General features: G+C 33.7%; 21 protein-coding genes. 10 read left to right on the forward strand and 11 right to left on the reverse strand.

Going from position 1 to position 23,414, the window contains the following annotated elements; translation table 11 throughout:
* Positions 1-23: 23 nt before the first annotated feature.
* The 4 genes from KO515_RS04760 to KO515_RS04775 are packed head-to-tail and all read right to left on the reverse strand — an operon-like array spanning position 24 to position 4,018.
* Positions 24-668: an NADH:ubiquinone reductase (Na(+)-transporting) subunit D gene (locus KO515_RS04760; protein WP_092444712.1), complete on the reverse strand. Its 645-nt coding sequence runs from the start codon at positions 666-668 to the stop codon at positions 24-26.
* Positions 669-675: 7 nt separating this feature from the next.
* Positions 676-1,425, reverse strand: a complete 750-nt coding sequence (locus tag KO515_RS04765; protein WP_215935232.1) for a Na(+)-translocating NADH-quinone reductase subunit C — start codon at positions 1,423-1,425, stop codon at positions 676-678.
* Positions 1,426-1,428: 3 nt separating this feature from the next.
* A complete protein-coding gene (locus tag KO515_RS04770) occupies positions 1,429-2,655 on the reverse strand; it encodes an NADH:ubiquinone reductase (Na(+)-transporting) subunit B (protein WP_215935233.1) in 1,227 nt (408 codons plus the stop codon).
* A gap of 10 nt (positions 2,656-2,665) precedes the next feature.
* Positions 2,666-4,018, reverse strand: a complete 1,353-nt coding sequence (locus tag KO515_RS04775; RefSeq protein ID WP_215935234.1) for a Na(+)-translocating NADH-quinone reductase subunit A — start codon at positions 4,016-4,018, stop codon at positions 2,666-2,668.
* Between the two features lie 163 nt (positions 4,019-4,181).
* Here KO515_RS04775 and KO515_RS04780 point away from each other — a divergent pair, with 163 nt between their 5' ends.
* The 4 genes from KO515_RS04780 (at position 4,182) to KO515_RS04795 (ending at position 9,774) form a co-directional block, all read left to right on the forward strand.
* Complete coding sequence (locus tag KO515_RS04780) at positions 4,182-5,435, forward strand: DUF5103 domain-containing protein (protein WP_215935235.1); 1,254 nt, start codon at positions 4,182-4,184, stop codon at positions 5,433-5,435.
* 157 nt (positions 5,436-5,592) lie between these two features.
* Positions 5,593-5,979 carry a Co2+/Mg2+ efflux protein ApaG gene (gene apaG / locus KO515_RS04785; protein WP_215935236.1) on the forward strand — a complete coding sequence of 129 codons (387 nt, stop codon included), beginning with the start codon at positions 5,593-5,595 and terminating at the stop codon, positions 5,977-5,979.
* Positions 5,980-6,311: 332 nt separating this feature from the next.
* Positions 6,312-7,937, forward strand: a complete 1,626-nt coding sequence (pruA, locus tag KO515_RS04790) for an L-glutamate gamma-semialdehyde dehydrogenase (protein WP_215935237.1) — start codon at positions 6,312-6,314, stop codon at positions 7,935-7,937.
* Positions 7,938-8,085: 148 nt separating this feature from the next.
* On the forward strand, positions 8,086-9,774 hold the full coding sequence (locus KO515_RS04795) for a T9SS type A sorting domain-containing protein (RefSeq protein WP_215935238.1): 1,689 nt from the start codon (positions 8,086-8,088) through the stop codon (positions 9,772-9,774).
* 77 nt (positions 9,775-9,851) lie between these two features.
* Here the strand turns inward: KO515_RS04795 and KO515_RS04800 are convergent, their stop codons facing one another.
* Positions 9,852-10,928: an Omp28-related outer membrane protein gene (locus KO515_RS04800; RefSeq protein WP_215935239.1), complete on the reverse strand. Its 1,077-nt coding sequence runs from the start codon at positions 10,926-10,928 to the stop codon at positions 9,852-9,854.
* A 94-nt stretch (positions 10,929-11,022) separates the two neighbouring features.
* Here KO515_RS04800 and KO515_RS04805 point away from each other — a divergent pair, with 94 nt between their 5' ends.
* Complete coding sequence (locus tag KO515_RS04805) at positions 11,023-11,505, forward strand: TlpA family protein disulfide reductase (RefSeq protein WP_215935240.1); 483 nt, start codon at positions 11,023-11,025, stop codon at positions 11,503-11,505.
* Between the two features lie 38 nt (positions 11,506-11,543).
* Positions 11,544-13,223, forward strand: a complete 1,680-nt coding sequence (locus tag KO515_RS04810; protein WP_215935241.1) for a DUF6029 family protein — start codon at positions 11,544-11,546, stop codon at positions 13,221-13,223.
* 33 nt (positions 13,224-13,256) lie between these two features.
* Here the strand turns inward: KO515_RS04810 and rsmG are convergent, their stop codons facing one another.
* Positions 13,257-13,883, reverse strand: coding sequence for a 16S rRNA (guanine(527)-N(7))-methyltransferase RsmG (gene rsmG, locus KO515_RS04815; RefSeq protein WP_215935242.1), 627 nt, complete (start codon positions 13,881-13,883; stop codon positions 13,257-13,259).
* A 144-nt stretch (positions 13,884-14,027) separates the two neighbouring features.
* On the opposite strand from rsmG, the gene KO515_RS04820 reads away from it, so the two are divergent.
* Complete coding sequence (locus KO515_RS04820) at positions 14,028-15,125, forward strand: fatty acid desaturase family protein (protein WP_215935243.1); 1,098 nt, start codon at positions 14,028-14,030, stop codon at positions 15,123-15,125.
* Between the two features lie 32 nt (positions 15,126-15,157).
* Positions 15,158-16,342, forward strand: coding sequence for a pyridoxal phosphate-dependent aminotransferase (locus KO515_RS04825; RefSeq protein WP_215935244.1), 1,185 nt, complete (start codon positions 15,158-15,160; stop codon positions 16,340-16,342).
* 540 nt (positions 16,343-16,882) lie between these two features.
* On the opposite strand, the gene KO515_RS04830 is transcribed toward KO515_RS04825, so the two are convergent.
* The 4 genes from KO515_RS04830 to trkA all read right to left on the reverse strand — a co-directional run bounded on the left by KO515_RS04830 (position 16,883) and on the right by trkA (position 20,881).
* Positions 16,883-17,140: a hypothetical protein gene (locus KO515_RS04830; protein ID WP_215935245.1), complete on the reverse strand. Its 258-nt coding sequence runs from the start codon at positions 17,138-17,140 to the stop codon at positions 16,883-16,885.
* 26 nt (positions 17,141-17,166) lie between these two features.
* Positions 17,167-17,448, reverse strand: coding sequence for a hypothetical protein (locus tag KO515_RS04835; RefSeq protein WP_215935246.1), 282 nt, complete (start codon positions 17,446-17,448; stop codon positions 17,167-17,169).
* A gap of 572 nt (positions 17,449-18,020) precedes the next feature.
* Positions 18,021-19,523, reverse strand: coding sequence for a TrkH family potassium uptake protein (locus KO515_RS04840; protein ID WP_215935247.1), 1,503 nt, complete (start codon positions 19,521-19,523; stop codon positions 18,021-18,023).
* 8 nt (positions 19,524-19,531) lie between these two features.
* A complete protein-coding gene (gene trkA / locus KO515_RS04845; protein ID WP_215935248.1) occupies positions 19,532-20,881 on the reverse strand; it encodes a Trk system potassium transporter TrkA in 1,350 nt (449 codons plus the stop codon).
* A gap of 334 nt (positions 20,882-21,215) precedes the next feature.
* On the opposite strand from trkA, the gene ubiE reads away from it, so the two are divergent.
* Complete coding sequence (ubiE, locus tag KO515_RS04850; RefSeq protein WP_215935249.1) at positions 21,216-21,947, forward strand: bifunctional demethylmenaquinone methyltransferase/2-methoxy-6-polyprenyl-1,4-benzoquinol methylase UbiE; 732 nt, start codon at positions 21,216-21,218, stop codon at positions 21,945-21,947.
* A gap of 1 nt (position 21,948) precedes the next feature.
* Positions 21,949-22,665: a porin family protein gene (locus tag KO515_RS04855; protein WP_215935250.1), complete on the forward strand. Its 717-nt coding sequence runs from the start codon at positions 21,949-21,951 to the stop codon at positions 22,663-22,665.
* On the opposite strand, the gene KO515_RS04860 is transcribed toward KO515_RS04855, so the two are convergent.
* Complete coding sequence (locus KO515_RS04860; RefSeq protein ID WP_215935251.1) at positions 22,652-23,386, reverse strand: TrmH family RNA methyltransferase; 735 nt, start codon at positions 23,384-23,386, stop codon at positions 22,652-22,654. The genes KO515_RS04855 and KO515_RS04860 overlap by 14 nt on opposite strands.
* Positions 23,387-23,414: the final 28 nt, after the last annotated feature.

The raw sequence follows: 23,414 nt of genomic DNA on the forward strand, positions 1-23,414 counted from the left end.
ACAACTAGTAACTATAAACTAATTTAGTCTTCTATTAATTCTTTATTTCTACTACGTTGTACCCAAATAATTAAACCCACTACTATTAAGGCCATCGGAGGTAAAACCATAAATCCATTGTTTTCATAGCCAATAGCATATAATCCGGTTTTTTCTACAGAATCACCAAGGACTTTAAATCCAAATAAAGTTCCTGAACCTAATAACTCTCTAAAGAAACCAACGATTATAAGAATTAAACCATAACCTGCAGCATTACCAATACCATCTAAGAATGATTTCCATGGGCCATTACCTAAAGCAAACGCTTCAAATCGTCCCATAATAATACAGTTGGTAATAATTAAACCAATAAATACTGAAAGCTCTTTACTTAAACTATAAGCAAATGCTTTTAACACTTGATCTACTATAATTACTAAGGTTGCCACAACGATTAGTTGCACAATAATTCTAATTTTAGAAGGAATGATATTTCTCATTAAAGAGATAACGACGTTACCTACACTCAATACAAAGACTACAGAAATTGCCATTACAATTGAAGGCTTTAACTGTGCTGTAATCGCTAAAGCAGAACAAATACCTAATACCTGAATGGTAATTGGGTTATTATCCGCTAAAGGATCTAATATTAGTTTACTATCTTTTTTTGATAAAAGTCCCATACATTTATTAGTTTAATGTCTTAAAATAAGGCACGTACATTTTTAAATCTTTCTTAATCATTGCGGTTACACCATCACCTGTAATTGTTGCTCCTGCAATGGCATCTACTGCATTGTCGTCTTTCCTTTCGTTCTTAGGATCTGCATTCCCTTTAGCTACATTTATGCCTCCATAAACACCTGCATCATTCAATAAATGCTCTCCTGCGAAATCATCCATAAAGTAACGTTGCTTAATTTCTGCACCTAAACCAGGTGTTTCACCTGCGTGATCAAAAAAGACACCTTGTACTGTCATAGATTTATCAACTGCAACAAATCCCCAAATGGCATCCCATAATCCTTTACCTCTAATTGGAATAACATAGATTGGCTGACCATCTTTTTCACCTTCAAACAATGGTAATTTTCTTGTATAACTAGGATCTTTTGCTTTAGCTTCCTCTTTCTTAATGTCTATTAAATAAGCCTCAGAAACTTCAGAAACTTTAGTTCCTTCAATAACATATTGCTTAGTAATAGTACTGGTAAATTCGTCTTCTACTTTATCCGTAGAAATAAAAGCAACATCACTTGTACCTTCATTGGCATTAATACCCATGGCATACAATATATTCTGTTGTTTTTCAAAACGTTTATTAGCATCCACTAAAGGTTTTAAGCCTGAAGCAAGTCCTGCAAGTATAGATCCCACAACCACTACCATAACAATGGCAAAAATAATGGTATAACTATTTTTATCTGTATCGATTGCCATAATTTAAGCTGTTTTTATTTTTGCTCTTTTTAATCTTCCTTTCACATTGCCCTGCACCACATAATGATCTATGGTTGGTGCAAATACATTCATTAACAATATTGCTAACATGACTCCTTCTGGATATGCTGGGTTAAATACACGAATCATAATTGATACGAAACCAATTAAGAAACCATAAATCCATTTACCTTTGTTAGTTTGAGATGCTGTAACAGGATCCGTTGCCATATAAACAATACCAAATGCTATACCACCAATTAATAAATGATGCCAGAACTCAGTACTCATTAAACCGTAAAATTTACTTGTATCTGTAATCCATCCTGCAGCTACGACTAGGTTAAAAATATAACCCATTACTAACGCTCCTATCACAGAACTTAACATGATTCTCCAACTTCCTATTTTTGTGAAGATGAGGAATAAACCTCCTAGTAAAATTAATAGTGTCGATGTCTCTCCAATTGAACCAGGAATAAAGCCGAAAAACATATCCATAACCGAATAATCAACTCCATGCGACTGGGCTAAACTACCTAAAATAGTTTCACCAGAAATAGCATCAGCAGTTGAGCCATTTGCAATTTCTCTAGTTCTTTCTACAGCTCCTTCTACCCATACTTTATCACCACTCATCCATGTTGGATATGCGAAGAACAAGAATGCTCTAATGGTTAAGGCCGGATTTAGAATATTCATTCCTGTACCACCAAAAACTTCTTTACCGATAACAACACCGAAAACAACAGCAACCACTAACATCCATAATGGAATATCAATTGGTACAATTAATGGCACTAACATACCAGTTACTAAATAACCTTCTTCAACTTCGTGGCCTTTGATAACTGCGAATAAAAATTCAACACCTAAACCAACACCGTAAGAAATAGCTAGTATTGGAAGTACTTTCCAAAACCCTAAAGAAAAATTCTGTAAGGTCCAGAATTCACTACTAAAGAAACCGCTAGTTACAGCTTCAATTTCTCCTGCTGCTACATAATGCTGATAACCTGCATTAAACATACCGAAGATCAAACACGGAATTAAGGCCATAATGACCGTATTCATTGTTCGTTTTAAATCATCCGCTGCCTTAATATGTGTACCACCATGTGCGGTATCATTAGGCGTATAAAGAAAAGTATGTAAGGCGTTGAAGGCCGGAGCCATCTTGGTCCCTTTGTATTTTTCTCTTAAGCTATGTAAGTTTTGTTTTAAACCCATTATCTATTTTTTAACCGATTTCTTCTAACATTAAATCCAATCCTGCTCTAATAATTTGCTGATGTGGCTGTTTTGACACACATACAAATTCTGTTAAAGCAAAATCTTCAGGTGCCACTTCATACATACCCAAAGCTTCCATTTCATCAAGGTCTTTATACAAACAAGATTTTAAGATTTGCATTGGATAAATATCTAATGGAAACACTTGCTCATAGTTACCTGTAAGCACAAAATTTCTATGCTCACCATTCATATTAGTGCTTAGGTCGTATTTCTTATTTGGTGTCAACCATGAAAATGTTAAAGCTCTAGTGTTAGACACTTTATCAAAAACTGGTTTATTCCATCCAAATAATTCGTAATCATTACCTTCTGGAATTACAGAGATTACATTACTGTAATAATCTAAGTAACCATCGGGTTGAACACGTTTTCCAGACAATACATTTCCAGAAATAAAACGGTCGTTACTATCTCTTTCAACTCCATTATCGTAAACCATAGTTGAAATTTCAGAACCTAATTTTGTTCTAAAATAACGAGGCTTTTTAACCGAAGATCCTGCAAGCGCAATAATACGTTCCGCATTAAACTTCCCTGTTAAAAGCAATTCTCCGATAATTACTAAATCTTGAGCATTCACCGTCCAAACCGTTTCACCTTTATTAATAGGATCAACCTTATTAATTAAAGTCCCAACATTCCCTGACGGATGTGGCCCAGACACTTTATGAGTAATAGCGTTTTGTAAATTTGCTAAAGGTGAATTAGAATTTGCACCGACAGAAATATGAACACCACCCTCTGTACATTTAGACAAGGCTGTAACCGCAGCTTGCAATTCAGCTTCTTTACCTTTTAAAGTAAAATCTAAATCTGCAGCTAAAGGGGCACTTGCATAACCCGATATAAAAATAGCTTTTGGAGTTCTATCAGCTTTTGCAACAACATCGTAAGGACGTTGTTTAATAAATGCCCAACACCCTGAAGCCAACAAATGCGCTTTAGTTGTTTCAGCATCCGAAGCTAAATCAAACGTACCATGATCTACATAAGCTTGTTCTTTGTCTGCTGTTATTTTTATAGCGTCTATACGACGTCTTGGTCCACGCTGTACTTCAGTTATCTCACCAGAAACAGGTGAAACAAACTTCATTGCTTCGTTATCCTTATTGTAAAATAAAGTCTCACCCGCTTTAACACGCGTTCCTTCTTTAGCGACAAGTTTTGGAATAATACTGTGGAAATCCTCAGGTTTAATAGTATAGAAATTACTAACAATAGCATTCTCTAAAGTTTGCTCGGCTTCACCAACCAACTTTATATCTAAACCCTTTTTAATTTTGATGTCTTTTGACATATCTTTTAAAGATTAGTTATCTAAAAATCGGTGCAAATCTACAAATTAATGCTTAATTAAGGCTCAAAATAGAGCAACTTTTTTATTTGTAACCATTATAAATAACAAGCTTGTGTTAAGGCATAGATTTTGATTATCTTTATACGCTAAGATTCCGAACAAAATGAAAAACAGTTTTTTTACCTTTTTACTTCTTATACTAATTCCTACAATTCTTTTTTCTCAAGTCGCTGTAGAGCTAAACCCACCAGACTTCATAAAAACGATTACCTTTAAAAGTAACACCACCGAAGGCCAATTGCCGGTACTAAGTATAGGAGAATCTTTATCCTTAGAATTTGATGCTTTAACAGGTGATGAAGAAGACTTTTACTACGTTATTGAGCATTTTAATTTTGATTGGACCCCTTCAAACCTGGTAAAATCAGAATACCTCAGCGGCTTAGACAATCAACGAATATTAGACTATGAGAACTCTTTTAACACCTATCAAATTTATTCTCATTATAATTTAACCATCCCAAACACACAAACTAGAGGTTTGTTAAAAAGTGGAAATTATATGATTTCTATCTATGATGACTATGACGAACTTATGTTCAGCAGAAAATTCATGGTTTATGAAGACGGAGCTAACGTAGGAATTAGTATTAAACGCTCTAGAGACGTGAAAGTGATTGCAGAAAAACAGTCCGTGGATTTAGTTATCACAACGAACGGCACCAACTTAAACAATCCATTGGAGACTATTAAAACAGTTATTATTCAAAACAACAACCTGAATACCGCAATCACCAATCTTAAACCACAGTACACTTTGGGCAACGAACTTATTTATCGCTATGATACTGAATCTGCTTTTTGGGGAGGTAACGAATATCTATTTTTCGAAAATAAAGATGTTAGAGCTGCCAATGTTGGTGTGCAATTTATTGAATTAAAAGACTTATACCATAACTATTTATACACTAACATTGTTCGAAAAGATAGACCATACACTTACAATCCAGATATTAATGGAAATTTTTTAGTCACGGCAATTGACCGAGACAATCCAGATATTGAAGCGGATTACGTTATCGTTCACTTCTCATTACAACAAGATGAATTAAAAGATAAAAATATTCACATTTATGGTAATTTCAATTATTTCACTATCGAACCATTAACTCAGATGGTTTATATTCCTGAAAGCAAACGCTACGAAACAACCATGTTAATGAAGCAAGGGTTTTATAATTACAAATTTGTGGCAGTCGACAAAAAAACTGGTGAAATTGACGAAGGAGCTATAAGTGGCAATTTTTGGCAAACTGAAAACAATTACAAAGTACTAGTGTATTACAGGGATTTAGGTGCTCGTTATGACAGACTTATAGGATTTGGAGAAGCTTCTTCGGTAGACATTACGAATTAAACTATTACTATAATATCAAAATAGCAGTCTAAATTTATTATTTCTCAATTTAAAACAACTTAGTATTAGCGAACTGTTAAAAATTCCAACGGCTCACCGTAATTATAATGCTTCATTGAAAAATTATGTTATTTTAGCATAGACTAATTTCAAACTTATGGTACAACAAGTTACAAGCGGCATAAAAATCACTGTGGAAACCAATTTTGAAGGCACATTTTATAAAAATTATAAGGTGCACTTTGCTTTTGGTTATAAAGTAACTATTGAAAACCAAAGTAAAGATTCTGTTCAGTTAAATTCTAGACACTGGAAAATACTTGATGCCTTAAATAATGAAGAAATTATTGAAGGAGAAGGTGTTATCGGTAAAAAACCAGTTTTAAAGCCAGGTGAATCTCACACCTATAATTCTGGATGTTTACTAACATCTCCTTTTGGAGCTATGAGAGGGCATTACAATATGATTAACTTAACGAAGACCAATAAATTTAAAGTTTATATTCCTTCATTTAAGCTAAGCGCTCCTTTTGCTCTTAATTAAGACGTAAAACCTAAATGCTCTTCGCTTCGGCCTACTTTTCAAGCAACATCATCTCAGAATTTAATGAGCCTTGCACATAATCATAAATGGGTTCACCGCTACCTTGTAGATTCTTTACAATGTATAGCATAATTCATTACCGATATCATTTCCTAATATCCAACATATTTTCGTTTCTACTTTCAATAGGAATAATCGGAAGAATTTCAACGGTATGTCCTAAAATCATTATTTCTAATCTTCACACAACTATAACGTTTGAAGGAACAATTCTCTTATAAAAATTGTAACTTTACACTTTCAAAATTCAAACTAAAAAAAACAAATATATTATGGGAAAAGGATTCTTTAATGTACCTGTAGCGGTTAACGAACCAGTTATGTCTTACGCACCTGGCTCAGCAGAACGCAAAGCTGTTGCTGAAGCATACAAATCAATGTTTAACTCAAAGGTTGAAGTTCCTATGTACATAAATGGAAAAGACGTAAAAACTGGAAACACCAGAACAATGTCTCCTCCACACGATCATGCACACATTGTAGGCGAATATCATATAGCAGAAAAACAACATGTAGAGGACGCAATTTCTACAGCATTAGAAGCGCGTAAAACTTGGTCTCAATTACCATGGGAACAACGTGCTGGTATTTTCTTAAAAGCTGCTGAATTAATTGCGGGCCCTTATAGAGCGAAGATTAATGCAGCAACTATGATTGCACAGTCTAAAACAATTCACCAAGCTGAAATTGATGCGGCATGTGAGTTGATTGATTTCTTACGATTTAATGTTCAATTTATGACTGACATTTACATGGAACAACCCGAAAGCACAAGCGACGCTTGGAATCGCGTAGAATACAGACCGCTTGAAGGTTTCACCTATGCTGTTACTCCTTTTAACTTTACAGCGATTGCAGGAAATTTACCTGCATGTATGGCATTAATGGGTAATGTTGTGGTATGGAAACCTAGCGATAGCCAAGTGTACTCTGCTAAAGTAATTATGGATATTTTCAAAGAAGCTGGTGTTCCTGATGGTGTCATTAATGTTGTTTTTGGAGACCCAGTCATGATTACTGAAACGGTATTAGCAAGTCCTGATTTTTCTGGCTTACACTTTACAGGTTCTACATTCGTTTTTAAAGAATTATGGAAACAAATTGGAAATAACATTCACAACTACAAAACCTATCCAAAAATTGTTGGAGAAACAGGAGGAAAAGATTTCATTGTTGCTCACAAATCTGCAAACGCTAAACAAGTAGCCACTGCAATTTCTCGTGGCGCTTTTGAATTCCAAGGCCAAAAGTGTAGTGCTGCATCTAGAGCCTACATTCCAAGTAACTTGTGGGACGATGTTAAGAAATTCGTCATAGAAGACGTTAATTCTTTTAAGCAAGGTTCTCCTGAAGACATGAGCAACTTTGTTACTGCCGTAATTCATGAAGGCTCATTTGATAAATTAGCAAAATATATTGATGAAGCCAAAGCTGCTACTGACGCAGAGATTGTTGTTGGTGGAGGTTACGACAAATCTAAAGGTTATTTTATTGAACCAACAGTTATTGTTACGACCAACCCAAAATATGACACGATGTCTACAGAATTATTTGGTCCTGTAATAACCATTTACGTTTATGAAGAAGACAAATTTTCTGAAACATTAAAATTGATTGACGAAACTAGTGAATATGCATTAACAGGGGCAATTTTATCAACGTGTCGTTATGCTGTTGAAGAAGCTACAATAGCATTACAAAATTCAGCAGGGAACTTCTATATTAATGATAAACCAACTGGTGCTGTTGTAGGTCAGCAACCATTTGGTGGTGCAAGAGCATCTGGAACAAATGACAAGGCTGGTAGTGCCCAAAACTTAATGCGTTGGGTGTCTCCAAGATTAATTAAAGAAACCTTTGTAACTCCTGTGGATTACAGATACCCTTTCTTAGGCTAATCACTTATAATAAATTGAAATACAAATCCTTAGAAGCTGAATGCTTTTAAGGATTTTTTTTGCTTTTAATAGAAATAGTATTAAAAAAAAGAAATAGCTTGGGTAAAGTTTGTATCTTTTCGGGAAATTAACTCAAAATTAGCGACTTATGAAAAAACTTTACATTACTATTTTATTATGCTTCCCGTTTCTAAGTTTTGCCCAAACTTCTATAACTTCCGAAATTATTCCGGATTTATCAGATTATGGAGAATCTACAAATTATGCTGGCGAAGGTGAATATGAAATATTTTTAAGTCCAGATAACATTTTAGATAAACCTATTATTGTCGTTGATGGTTTTGACCCTGGAGACACCAGAGATATCACTGGATTATATGATTCATTAGACTATGTGGGAACGGAAGGAGATCAAAATTTAGCTGACCTACTAAGAACTGAAGGCTTTGACATTGTTTTTCTAAATTTCCCTACATATACAAGGGTAGCCGATGATATAACTATAGATGGAGGCGCAGATTTTATGGAACGTAATGCTATGGTTTTAATTGAACTTATAGAAACTATAAATGAAGACAAAGCTGGCAATAGCCCAGAACAAAATGTAATTATTGGCCCTAGTATGGGAGGAGTGATTGCAAGATATGCTTTAAATTATATGGAAGCGAATTCGTTAGATGCAGACACTAGACTTTATATCTCTTTTGACTCTCCGCATCTTGGAGCAAATGTCCCTATTGGTTTACAACATCAATTAAACTTTTTGGCTTATAATGAAACTAATGGCGTTACAGAGGTAGAACCTTTAATTAACGGCCTATTAAAATCCGCAGCTGCAAGACAGCTGTTAACGGATCATTTAGAAGCTCATTTGTCTGGATCCGATTTAGTATCCTTTGACCCAACACTTACGTTACCTGTCGCACACCCGTTTAGAAGCATCTTTGAAACGAATATTAACGCCTTAACCTCATCTGGGTTTCCAGAGATGACTAGAAACGTTTCCATAATTAATGGTAGTGGCACTAATGCCCCGTATTTCGCCATGGGAGATTCTGGACCTACGGTCACAAATAGTTATCCTGTAATTAGTACTACACTAAGCATTCCTGTATCTGTTTTCACAGCAAACGTCCTAATTGATGTTAATTTCACTCCAGAAGCCGGAACAACAAACACCGTAAGTAGTATTTCTATACAAGTATTTGGAGGGGAAATTGATGGCTCTACAGCAGAAAGTGAATCCTTTAGTCATTCTGATGGTGTTGATGCCGCTCCTGGTGGTCTATTTGATTTATCTGAAATTACCGATGTGCTAGGCGCTGATGCTGGTATAGCTAGCGACTTTGTAAATGCCATCGCTATAGATAAATTTAACTTTATTCCTTCTGTTAGTGCATTAGCTGTAGAGTTTCCAAATGATGAAATAAACTGGCATCATGCAATAGACTTAGGAAGTCCTAACCCAACGACCAATACACCATTCGCCAATACATTTACGCCAAATGAGAACGAACCTCACGTTCAACTGACCGAAGCAAATGTTGCTTTTGCGTTATACGAAATATTAAATCCACCTTTAAATATTTCTAATGCCGAAGTGATAACTATTCTATTAGAAAAAAATCCAATACAAAATGAACTCGTCTTACACTCTAATACACACAGTAATGCTAATATCACTATTATTGATGTTACTGGTAAAACAGTTTTTAACACCATAACAGCGTTAAATGATAGAACTACTATCCCTGTTGATTTAGCTACTGGTTTTTATATCTTAAATGTCACAACCGAGGACAACCAAAGATTTACGACTAAGCTTGTAGCACAATAATTACAACTTGTACTCAAACAAAAAAACCTCCTGTAAAGTAATTTACAGGATTTTTTTATTAATACATTTAAGTTCTATTATAACTCTTCAATAGTTTGAGTATCACCAAAACTAGCTGACCTTGCATTATAGACTCCGTTATTACCACCATTAGTAACAAAAGCAACAACTCTCATTTTAGAGGTATTAGTAACATTGCTAGGCACATCTGCTGTTATCGTTTGTGAGTATTCATTTTCTGCAAACACTTCCGCTGACGGTATACTACTACCTAATAAATCCGTAATTGATGCTCTTAACACGTTATCATGCTCAAAATTAGACAGCGTAGCTCCACCACCATAATAACTCGTGTAATTAGTTTGATCATGAAACAAATCGTCTTCTAATATATAAACAACAAGCTTAGGATTACTAACCGATAACGAACCGAACTTGATTTTCACATCAATTGAAATTGTAGTTCCATCCAACGTAGGTGTCAATGCTAAACCAACATCAGCATCCGTATCCGCCAAATCAACAATTTGACTTACATTACTAGGCTCTGGATAAGTCCATGTTGTCGTTCTATTTAGCATGGCTGTTGGATAACCTGATAAGCCAATCATATTCTCTAACGCAGAAGCTTCATAAGTATAAGGGTCATAATAACCACTAGATTGATCCGTAGTTACGCGGTGTATTGCAACAGTAACTGATTGATCCGTAGTCGCGTCTACTTGCTCAATACCATAAGATACTCTAGGACACCATCCACACCAAGTTCCTGTATAGTCTTCTATCAAAACATTGCGTTTAAATTTGGTTGGTAATTCTAACACTGTAACTTCTAAAGGCTCACTCGTTAAACCATTGTAAGTAGCTACAACACTTAACACACCTGCTGTTTGTGGCGTATAATTAATTCCACTTATACCAACACTATTTACAGATAGACTAGCCGAATTAGATACTACAGCACCTGTATCCGTAATGACGTTAAAAAATATAGCATCACCCACATAAACATCGCTGCTAGATTGTCTAGTTACTGTAATACTTGTAGCTTGTTCACCACCACCACCTGAATCATCACTACTATCACTACTGCAGCTTGTAAAAATTAATGTTAAGGCAAAGAATAAAGATTTAAAAAGGTAATTTGTTTTCATGAAGGATTTTTTTTTAATTCATTAGCGAATATAAACTAATTTTAATTTTTTGGTAGTATTATTGTAGGATTACTAATAAAAATAATTTATTCAAATGAAAAACAGCTTTATTTTATTAATATGTTTAATCATATTTAAATTCAGTGACGCTCAAGAATTACCGAATATCACATTAAAAAGTACTGATGACGAATCTGTCTCTATTCAAGAGTTAGCAAACACCGACACTATTAAAGTGTTTAGCTTTTGGGCGACTTGGTGTGTCCCATGCATTAACGAACTAGATGCAATTAGTGAAGTGTATGATGAATGGCAAGATGAAACTGATGTAGAAATTATAGCTATTTCTACTGACGATTCTAGAACTAAAAAACGTGTTATTCCACTAGTAAATGGAAAAGGGTGGGAGTATCAGATTTTACTTGACGATAACCAAGACCTCAAACGTGCTTTAAACATTGCAGTATTACCATATCTTATTGTTGTTAAAAATGGAGAAATCGTATATCAACATACGGGTTATACACCAGGAAGCGAGGACGCCCTCTTTGAAGTGATTAAAAAACACTCTAATTAACAACAAAAAACTACCAACCACTAGCTAAAACCACTACTATGAAAAGACTGATGTTACTATTAGTTTTTTGTCTATCAGGACAATTTATTTTTGCACAATTATTAGATAACTTAAGAATAGGATTTGAATCCAATTCGGCATGGTATAATGACGATAAAAAAACAGGATCTTTTTACGACAATGAAAATCAGGATGGCGATAAACACCTGCGCTTTAACAACTATCTAAAATTAGATTATACATTTTTAAAGAACTTTACGGCTACAGTTCAAATAGAATCTTATGAGCCTTTTGCATTAATTAACTACTCACCAAATTTTGAAGGTACCAATGTAGGTACGTATGCCTTAAACTATCGAAATTCTAAATTAAACATTACTGCAGGTCATTATTATGCACAATTTGGTAGTGGCTTAATCTTAAGAACCTGGGAAGACAGACAACTAGGTCTTAACAATGCTTTATTAGGTGGTAAAGTTGAATATAAACCAATAGAATTTGTTTCGTTAACAGGTTTATACGGTAAACAACGTTATGGTTTTGAAACATCGGAAGGTGAAATATTTGGTGCAAACGCTGAAGTTGATTTATCTACTATTATGAATTTTGAAACCTCATCTTTAAGCCTTGGGTTAAGTTATGTAGGACGAAAGGAGGCGATTGAACTAGAAGTTCCTGATTTTAATGAATTGACGAATGCGTTTTCAGGTCGGTTGGATTTTTCAGAAGGTAATTTTTACTCGAGTTTAGAATATGTTTCTAAAAGTGAAGATGCTATTGTTCAGTTAAGTCAGCTGTCTAATACTTTTGTCAAACCAGGAAATGCCATGCTATTAAATACTGGTTTTTCTAAAAAAGGCTTTGGCTTAGACGCGACATTTAGAAGACTCGAAAACATGACGTTTTATTCAGAACGCAAAAAAGATGGTAACCTTTTTCTAGAAAATATCGTTAACTATACTCCCGGTTTAACCAAACAACACGATTACTTATTAACTAATATTTTTGTGTATCAAGCGCAATCTCAAGTTTCATTTTTAGACCCAGGGATTTTAAAAGCTGGAGAAATCGGTGGTCAAATAGATCTATTTTATAAGATTAATAAAGACACACCTCTAGGAGGAAAATATGGCACAAAACTAGCATTCAATGTATCGTATTGGGCTGGCTTAAAAGGAGATTTTGATTATGGAAATCAAGACTATAGCACAGAAGTTTTCGGTTTTGGAAATAAATACTTCTCGGATATTAATTTTGAAATTCGAAAAAAATGGAGTTCAAAATGGAGCACTATATTTTACTACGTCAATCAGTACTACAATAAAAAAGAGATTGAAGGGAACTTTGGAGCTGACCCTATTAAAACTAATATTTTTGTAGCAGAAGCAACACACAAACTAGGAGGAGGAAAATCGTTTAGATTTGAAGCACAGAAATTATGGTCAGATTCCGAATCACATGATTGGACAGGCGGAACTTTAGAATTTAATTTAAACTCTAAATATTCATTCTATGTTAATGACATCTATAATAGTGGAGATGATGGTGACACATCAGAAACGCATTATTTTAATGTCGGTGGTAGTTACACAAAAGGTGCTACTCGGTTAGGATTAAATTATGGAAGACAGCGCGCCGGACTTATTTGTGTTGGTGGAGTTTGTCGTTATGCTGCTGAAGCAACAGGTGTTAGTGCTAACCTAACCATGTCTTTTTAGAAACCTTATACAAAAGTATTTTTCACCTGTCTTTTATTTAAATTTTAAAGGCAGGTAAATAACTTTCTTAGTTTCAAAGAATGCTTCTTCAAAATAGTCGGAAAGCAAGAATGCCTTAACATTTTTATATTGTTTTAATTCTTCAGTTAAATCACCTCCTTTTAAATATAAAATGCCATTTTTTAGCTCATTTTTTTGAGTTTTAGCAACCTTCCCTTTCACCCAAGTTGTAAATTCTGGCATCGTCGTCACTGCTCTACTTACAATAAAATCGAAAGTGTCATCAATGGCCTCTACTCTACTATGCGTTGTTTTCACATTAGTTAATTCCAAATCTTCAACGACAGCATTAATAACTTTTAGTTTTTTATTAATACTATCTACCAAATGAAACTGACATTCTGGAAATAAAATAGCCAAAGGCACCCCCGGAAATCCTCCACCTGTACCAACATCTAAAATTGAAGTTCCTGGAGCAAAATTGGTCACTTTTGCAATCCCCAAAGAATGTAAAACATGTCTTAAATACAACTCATCAATATCCTTACGAGAGATGACATTAATTTTACTATTCCAATCTTTATATAAGTCCTCCAAAGCTTCAAATTGTTGAATCTGAGTTTCAGTTAAATCTGGAAAGTATTTTAGAATGAGCTTCATGTTTTAAATTTTTACAAAAATACTTAAATTTAATCTTCATAATTAAACGTTAATCGATTAAGGCTGCTTTTTATTTATTAACTATCTTTGCATTGTTATAATGTTTTACAATCCCTGACGTTATAATTTTAAAAAACTGATTAAATGGCACAACAAACCGTCAAATTCTCTCGAACTGACTCTGCAAAGTTCTTTAGAACCCTTAACAAACGCGTTAATAATTACTTTAAAGACAACAACATTAAAAAAACAGGTAACTGGAAACTCTACACAAAAGCTATCGTAATGTTTACCCTATTACTAGGACCATTAGTAGTATTGCTTACAGTTGATAACATTCCTTCATGGGTTCAAATCATTTGCATGGTCGTTATTGGCATTGGAATAGCAGGTGTTGGTATGAATGTAATGCACGATGCTAACCATGGTTCTTTTTCTAGTAAAGCATGGGTAAATAAACTGATGGGAAGTAGCATTCACATCTTAGCGGGTAACGATTACAATTGGAAAGTACAGCACAATGTTTTACATCATACATATACTAATATTCAAGGTCACGATGAAGACATTGACGCCGGACGAATTATTCGTTTTTCAAAACATGCGAAATGGCTGAAAATCCATAAATATCAAAGATATTACGCCTTCTTATTATATGGATTACTAACTGTTAATTGGGCAATTACTACAGATTTTAAACAAACCTACCAATACCTTAAAAGAAAATTATCTTATGGTGACTTTCCTAATCCTGCAACACAATGGACCAAGTTAATTATTGGTAAAATTTTATATTATTCTATTTGGGTGGTTTTACCATTGGTTTTAGGCTACACTTGGTGGCAAGTATTAATTGGATTTTTCATTATGCATTATACCGCTGGTATAATTCTAAGTGTTGTTTTTCAATTAGCTCACGTTATGCCCAACACTGAAATGCCATTACCAGATGAAAATGGTACTATGAAAAACACTTGGGCAATCCATCAATTGTTTACAACGTCTAACTTTTCACCTAAAAGTTGGATTGTAGAGTTTTATACTGGTGGTCTAAACAGACAAGTTGAACATCATTTGTTTTCTAACATAAGCCATGTTCATTATAAAAACATTGCAAAAATTGTAAGAGAAACTGCTCATGAATTTAGTTTACCTTATAACGAATACAATACTATTTGGAAAGCTATTTCCGAACATTATCAACAATTAAAAGAGTTAGGTAGAAAGCCGAGTTTGGCTTAATACAATGTCTAGTTTAAAAACCACCAATTACAATGAATCAACTATCGGATAGAATTAATAATCTAGCCACATCAGCTACGCTGGCCATGGCAGCAAAAGCTAGAGAACTAAGAGCTGAAGGAAAAGATATTATTGGATTAAGTTTGGGTGAGCCAGACTTTAATACACCAGATTTTATAAAAGATGCTGCTATTGAAGCTATAAATCAAAACTACAATAGCTATACTCCTGTAGATGGCTATGTAGAATTGAAAGAAGCTATTATCAATAAGTTTAAGCGTGATAATAACCTCAGCTATACATTACCACAGATAGTCGTTTCAACTGGAGCAAAACAATCCTTGGCGAATATTGCCTCGGTAATGCTTAACGCTGGAGACGAAGTTATTTTACCTTGTCCGTATTGGGTAAGTTACAGTGATATTGTTAAGCTAAGCGATGGTATACCTGTAGAAGTTCAAACGTCTATAGATACCGACTTTAAAATGACAGCCGACCAACTAGAAGCTGCCATTACTCCAAAAACTAAAATGATTTGGTACAGTTCTCCTTGTAACCCAAGTGGATCTGTTTACAGTAAAGAAGAATTAAGAGCGTTAGCTGATGTACTTCAGAAGCATCCTAACATTTATGTTGTTTCTGATGAAATATACGAGCATATCAATTTTAAAGGAGGTCATTTTAGTATGGCTGAATTTGAAGACATGTATGATAGAACAATAACCGTAAACGGTGTGTCTAAAGCATTTGCCATGACAGGTTGGAGAATCGGTTATATCGGAGCACCAGATTGGATTGCAAGAGCTTGTAACAAAATGCAAGGTCAAATTACTAGTGGTGCCAATTGTATTGCACAACGTGCAGTAATTACGGCTTTAGAAGCAGAGCCATCTAGTATAAAATATATGGTTGATGAGTTTAAGGAAAGACGTAAACTCATCCTGAATTTATTAAGTGAAATTGAAGGCTTTAAAACGAACGAGCCAGAAGGAGCATTTTATGTATTCCCTAATGTATCTTCATACTTTGGAAAAACTATAAAAGGAAAAACAATAAATAATGCCTCTGATTTTTCTCTATTCTTACTGGAGGAAGCTTTAGTAGCCACTGTAACAGGTGAAGCTTTTGGTAATCCAGATTGTATTAGAATTTCTTATGCAGCGTCTCAAGAAGAAATTAAGGAAGCTATAAAACGTATTAAGACGGCTTTAAGTTAAATTATAATTGTCATATTTTTCATAAAAAAAGTTGCAACATTAATTGTTGCAACTTTTTTTGTGATTAATGTTTATTAGAAAAACCCTTACATTATAGAGATGTAATCTTAGAAATAATTTAAACTAAGAGCGCGAAACTAACAACAAATACCGATATTTTTAAAATCATAGATGTTCTATTTCCTAGTTTGCTTAACTGAGGAGATTTCGCACGCTGTTTAATACCAAATATGGATTTCTTACGGGCCTTTTTGAAATTATATTTTACAATACGTTTATACCTGGTATTCAGCAAGCCTCTAGAAGTGAAATGAACTTTTTTAGCACGTGCTATCTTATGTCCTAAACTTTGTTTAATTGCGGGTGTCATAAGCTGAATTTTAGAGGGATGAATTAAATAATATTCATTAAAAGTACAAAATTATTATTCAAATCCTTAAAAAAAATCTAAAAATTATCATTTTGACATTATAAACCTTAAATAATTTAAGTATTAGCATTTCCCAAAAACATCAAAAACTCAACGTCATTTATATTAAACTAGCTCCAGAATATCCAAAGCAAACTTCCAAGACATAAAAGTGACACACTAATCACTTTGCCCCATAGTATTTGATTTTCTTTTTTCAACTTTTGCCTTAACTGCTCTAAGTGTTCTGGAGTTGCTTTTGGAAAATTATATTCGGTTTTTCTTTGCTTATCATAACCGCCAAGAGTCTTTCTAAATCGTTTGGATTTATTAAGCATAATGACCTTATTACTTCTTAAGGTACTCATCATGGATTCTGCAAAGGGCATGAATTCTATTTTTTAATAATTAGACATTACAATGAAATTAACGCGATGATATAATCTGTCGCATAAATGAACACCCCTAAAAGCACAAAAAACAAAATCACCGTAAGTAAAATTACTTTTAGCATTCTAACGTCCCGTTCTTCTTTTAAACGCTTCCGAATAGCCTTTAACTGCTTAGTCGTAGCTTTAGGTAGATTATATTCCGTTTTAAGATTAGGATCATAACCACCAAGAACATTCTTAAACTTATCGCGTTGCGGCAACTGCCTTCTGTTATAGTTAATAACATTCATTGAGTTAGATGGCATAATTTCTAGGGTTTTAAATGAACAATATGGGATCAGATCAACCTATTTTTAAATATGTGATTTCAGTTTTAAAAGACACAACTTATGCATCAGATAAAAGTTCAGAGTGAGATAACTAACTCTATTCGAATACTAATTATTTGTAATTTGAGTATACCGAACCTTGGGTCTTAAAATGAGTTACCGCAATGGGTTCTGGTTCAAATTCTGATGTTTTATTGAATACTGATTTCATGATTGAAAATTTAATTGGTTATACAAATAAGACGTACAATCATTTCAAATGTTACAACCTGTAGATCAAATCTTAACCAAAATAAAACAGTAAAAACCACAGAAATAATAGTGAGAATATAGGCTAGCTCTGTTTGATAAAATCTTTAAAATAATTTAAGTATTAACGATTTTGTTTAACTAAAACATGTAAAAACAGCACCAAGCCAATTACTTTTAAGATAAGAATTAATGGACTAAAATTGAAGTCGTTTAGAAGAAGCAAAACAGAACTGGTAATTATAAATCCTGCAGCTAATAATTTGGTTTTATTAACACTCATAGACCAAGGCTTGTAATTACCGATTTCTCCAAAAGAAAGGAGTTAATAATATGAGAACCGTAAACAATTCCAATCGACCTATAAGCATTAAAAAAGACGCCCACCATTTTCCTAAAGGCGGTAAAGCAGCATAATTATTTACAGGTCCAAAGTCACCCAACGCAGGCCCAACATTTCCTAAACTAGATGCTGACAATCCGACGGCAGATGTAAAATCTATTTCAAACATAGAGAATACTAATGCTCCAACGATAAATGACAACATATAAAGAATAAAAAAGCCTAGCACATTAAATACAATATCTTTAGATACTGATCTTCCATTATATCGTACAGGTATAATAGCATTAGGATGTAAAGCGCGTTTAAATTCCAAAAAACTGTTTTTAATTAAAATTAATTGACGCATTACTTTTACACCACCCGAAGTACTACCAGCAGAACCACCTAAAAACATCATTCCAAAAAAGAAAACGGTTAAAAACGGGGTCCACAACGTATAATCTGCACTAATAAAACCTGTTGTTGTTATTACCGTTAATACTTGAAATAACGCATGTCTCAATGCACTTTCTGCCTCACCTAAAACCATGGGGTGCACAATAGTTGACTGCGATATGTCTGCTCTAAAATAGATTAAAACCGCAGAAATTAGAGTAAATATAATAATGAATTTAAAGTAGAGTGTAAACTCTTCATCTTTTAAAACCTTAGAAATTTTCCCTTTAAATAAATAGTAACTCAGCACAAAATTGGTACCAGCCAAAAACATGAAGAATATAATAATATACTGTATCGCAGGATTATCATTCCAATACGCTACACTTGCATTTTTAGTAGAAAATCCTCCGGTAGACACCGTACTTAACGCATGATTTATAGCATCGAAAAACGACATACCAGCAATCTGTAGTAAAATTGTTTCAGCAGCCGTATAACCCACATAAATAAGCCATAATCGTTTTGCTGTATCTGTAATTCTAGGATGTAATTTATCGGCACTTGGTCCTGGTGCTTCAGCCGCAAATAATTGCATACCTCCTACTCCAAGTAATGGTAAAATAGCAATCGCTAAAACAATAATTCCCATACCACCAATCCAATGCGTGGTACTTCTCCAGAACAATACTCCTTCCGGAATGACTTCAATATCATTTAAAATACTAGCACCAGTCGTCGTATAACCAGAAATCGTTTCAAAAAAGGCGTCCGTAAATGAAGGAATAGCTTCCGTAGCAAGATAGGGTAAAGTTCCTGTAAGAGACATCACAATCCATCCAAAGGCCACAACAATATAACCTTCGCGCTTATTCATTTCTTTGCGATGATCTTTTGTTCTGTACATCGCTAAGACTCCAATTAATAGTGTTACAAGACCCGCTAAAAAAAGTTGAAATGTGACACCATCTTTATAAATAAAACTTATTAACGTCGCAATAAGCATAAAACCACCATTAAACAATAATAGCAATCCAAAAAAGTGAAAGATAATTTTATAATTAAGTTTTATACGAGACATAATATCTATTATGAGAAAAATCGTTCTACTTCAGAAATAGATCGCGGTAAACAGCAAACCACTACCCTGTCTCCTGCTTCAATCTTAAAACTACCTAGCGGAATAGATCCTTGTCCTTCTCTTATGACACCTCCAATAATAGCAGATTTAGGAAATTTCACATCCTTTATAACCTTATTCGTTATCTTAGATTTAGGCTTAACCACGAATTCTAAAAGTTCCGCATTCATGTTGGTTAATTTTGTCATCGCAACCACCTCGCCTTTTCTAATGTATCTAAAAATATTATTTGCCGCTAATAATTTTTTATTGATCAACGTATCAATCCCTATAGATTGCGATAATTGATAATAATCCATATTTTCAACCAAAGCAATAGTTTTCTTCACCCCTTTTGATTTCGCCAATAAACAAGACATTATATTAGTTTCAGAATTACCTGTTACGGCAATAAAGGCATCCATATCCGAAATGTTTTCTTCATCAAGAATATCTACATTTCTACCATCACCACAGATAATTAAAGCATTAGGAATTTCTTCAGCTAAATCTTCTGCTTTACCTCTACGACTCTCTACCAATTTAACATTAAACTTACTTGAACACAAATCTTTAGCTGTTTGAAAACCAATTTGACTTCCTCCAAGAATCATAACGTTTTTAATGAGAACTTTAACCTTTCCTGATAATTTAAATAATTCTTCATCCCCATTTTTAGATGTTATAAAAACAACTTTATCTCCTTCTTTAAAAATAGTATCACCACGAGGTATTATAGTGTATTGTGTGCCTAAGCGTTGAATTGCAATAGGAATAAAATTCAATTCAGGATATATCTCTGCGGCTTCTTTAACTGTTTTATCTACAAAAGTTGCCGTTCTAGATAAGCGCAGACCTAACATGGTTAATGCACCTTCTTCAAACTCATAAGTATCGTTAAACCCATATTGATTTAATAATAATTCAATTTCTGAAGCCGCTAAGGATTCAGGTGAAATTAACTCATCAATTCCAAATTTCGAAAATCCAACGGTTTCTTTATTATCAATAAACTCGGTATTTGAAATACGTGCAATAGTACGTTTAGCACCTAACTGTTTTGCTAAAACGCAAGCTGTAATATTTGTAGTTTCAGAGGATGTAACGGCAATAAATAAAGCTGCAGTATCAATTCGTCCTTCTCTTAAAATGGAAATTGACGTAGCATCACCTTTAATAGTTCTAATATCCAAATGCTCGCCAGCATATGCTAAACTATCTTTTTTGGTATCTATTAAAGTAATTTCTTGAGATTCGTATGATAAAAGCTTCGCCAAATGAAATCCGACTTCACCTGCACCTGCGATAATAATTTTCATGTGTCAACATTTATTTATTTTTCAAAGGTCATACTTCGACTTCGCTTCGTATAAGCAAGCTGTTCGCAATTAATCATTTGATTGGCTGATAAAATCTTGAATATGCTCCCTTCATTGTATTTCCCTGAAATAAGCATACAAATATACTTATAAGTTACAAGTAATAAAGAGCCTATGGGATTTAAAGTTATATACACCTAAAAAAACAAAAATTCACAAGGCTCAAAAGGCGTATATTTTTAATGCGTATAACATCACAAATTTTTATTTTTAACTTTAAATACTTCCAACTTTAACTACTTATAACTTATCCATATATTTGCTAAAAATTTTTATGGCGGAAAAAGTAAACCCATACAAAGACAGTGACGCATCTAAAAAGAAACAGGTTACTCAAATGTTCGATACTATTTCTAATGAATACGATGGTTTAAACCGAGTAATTTCTTTTGGAATAGATGTAAAATGGCGCAATAAGGTTGTAGAAATGGTCGCCAAAACCAAACCTGAAAATATCTTAGACATTGCTACAGGGACAGGAGATTTAGCAATTAGCTTAACCTCTACAAACGCTAAAGAAATTATTGGTTTAGATATTAGCGATGGGATGTTAGAGGTTGGTCGAAAAAAAATTAACTCTAAAAACTTAGACGGCATTATTTCAATGGTGATTGGAGATTCTGAAGATTTACCTTTTGAAGACAACACTTTTGACGCTATCACCGTAGCCTTTGGAGTCCGAAATTTTGAGCATTTAGAAAAAGGACTTGCCGAAATTTTACGAGTGCTAAAACCAAATGGTATTTTTGTTATTCTTGAAACCTCCGTTCCTACAAATCCTATTTATAAAGCGGGTTATAACGTGCATACCAAACTGATTATGCCAACCATAGGAAAGCTCTTTTCTAAAGATAAAGTGGCTTATAATTATTTGAGCGAATCAGCTTCTTTGTTTCCTTATGGAGAAGCGTTAAACAATATTTTAAGAAAAATTGGGTTTATTAATGTCATAGACCTGCCACAAACCATGGGAGTGGCAACAATTTATTCAGCATCTAAAGCATAATATGAAGCATTTTTTTATCATTTTCGTCTTTTTATTCGCGTTCCAAAGCTCTTATGCTCAACTTTTTACAAAAGAAAAAGTTACAAATTCCGTAGATAATATAGATCAAAAGTTTTTGACTTGGGGTTATTTTATTGGCTTCAATCAATATGACTTTAATTTTGACTACAACGAAAATTTAAAAGATATTCTTGTTGAAAAAACGACTGGATTTCATTTAGGTCTTGTTGGAGACATGCGAATTAATAATTTCATGAATCTAAGACTTGAGCCTGGTGTATTTTTTACGACTCGAAATTTAGAATATAACGAAAGCTATTTTCAAGGCACAGAATATAATGATTCTGATTTGCTTAGAGAGGTAAAATCTACATATGTACACATTCCGCTTTTGTTAAAAATATCAACGAAACGTATTAATAATTTTAAACCGTTTATTGTTGGTGGTGTTTCTACAGCTTTAAATCTATCTAGCAATGAAGACAACCCAAATGACAATAGTTCTGGTGAGTTTAGAATGACTAAAAACACCTACTTCTATGAACTTGGATTTGGTATAGATTTTTATTTGCTATACTTTAAATTTACACCGTCTATACGTGGTGTTTTTGCTATGAATAATGAGATTATTCCAGATGTTGATCCCAATAGTCCGTGGACAGGAAACATCTCAAAAATGCAAACGCGAGGTGTATTTATTAATTTTACTTTTCAATAGTTCTTCTGCGAAATTCACTTAAAAGAATGGCAGTAGCATTAGCTACATTTAAGCTTTCCGTTTCTTTAATGGCACCAAACTGAGGAATGGTTATTTTACGAGACACTGTTTTCTCAATAGCTTCAGAAATCCCATTAGCTTCATTACCGAGAATTATAATGCCTTGCTCAGGTAAGGTTGCGCTATAGATGTTTTCACCTTCTAAAAAAGTTCCAAATATATCAATCCTAGTAAATTCTAAGTAATCGTATAAATCTACATATTGCACATTAACACGAGTTAAAGACCCCATCGTTGCTTGTACAACTTTAGCGTTATAGCAATCTACAGTATTTAAACTACACACTAAATCTTTAATGCCATACCAGTCACAAAGTCTAATTATAGTACCTAAATTTCCAGGATCTCTTACATCATCTAAAGCCACAATTAAACCATCATCTTGAGGGGGATTTCCCTTTGGAATCTCAAAAATTGCTAAGGCTGTATTCGGGTTTTTAAGTGCTGATATTTTTTTTAATTCAACTTCTGATATTTCAACTATTAAATCCTGAGGAGCATCAAATATGAGTTTTGTGGAATAGAGATTTTTTAAGGTATAATCTGACTTTAAGAATTCTGAAATTCCTTTTATACCTTCAACTATAAAAGAACGCTGCTGTTGGCGTCCTTTTTTTTGACTTAAACTTTTAATTAACTTTATTTGATTCTTTGATAACATTAAAATGTCTTTACATTTGTTAGATGAA

It is taken from the genome of Winogradskyella psychrotolerans (genome assembly GCF_018860545.1).
Classification (GTDB): domain Bacteria; phylum Bacteroidota; class Bacteroidia; order Flavobacteriales; family Flavobacteriaceae; genus Winogradskyella; species Winogradskyella psychrotolerans_A.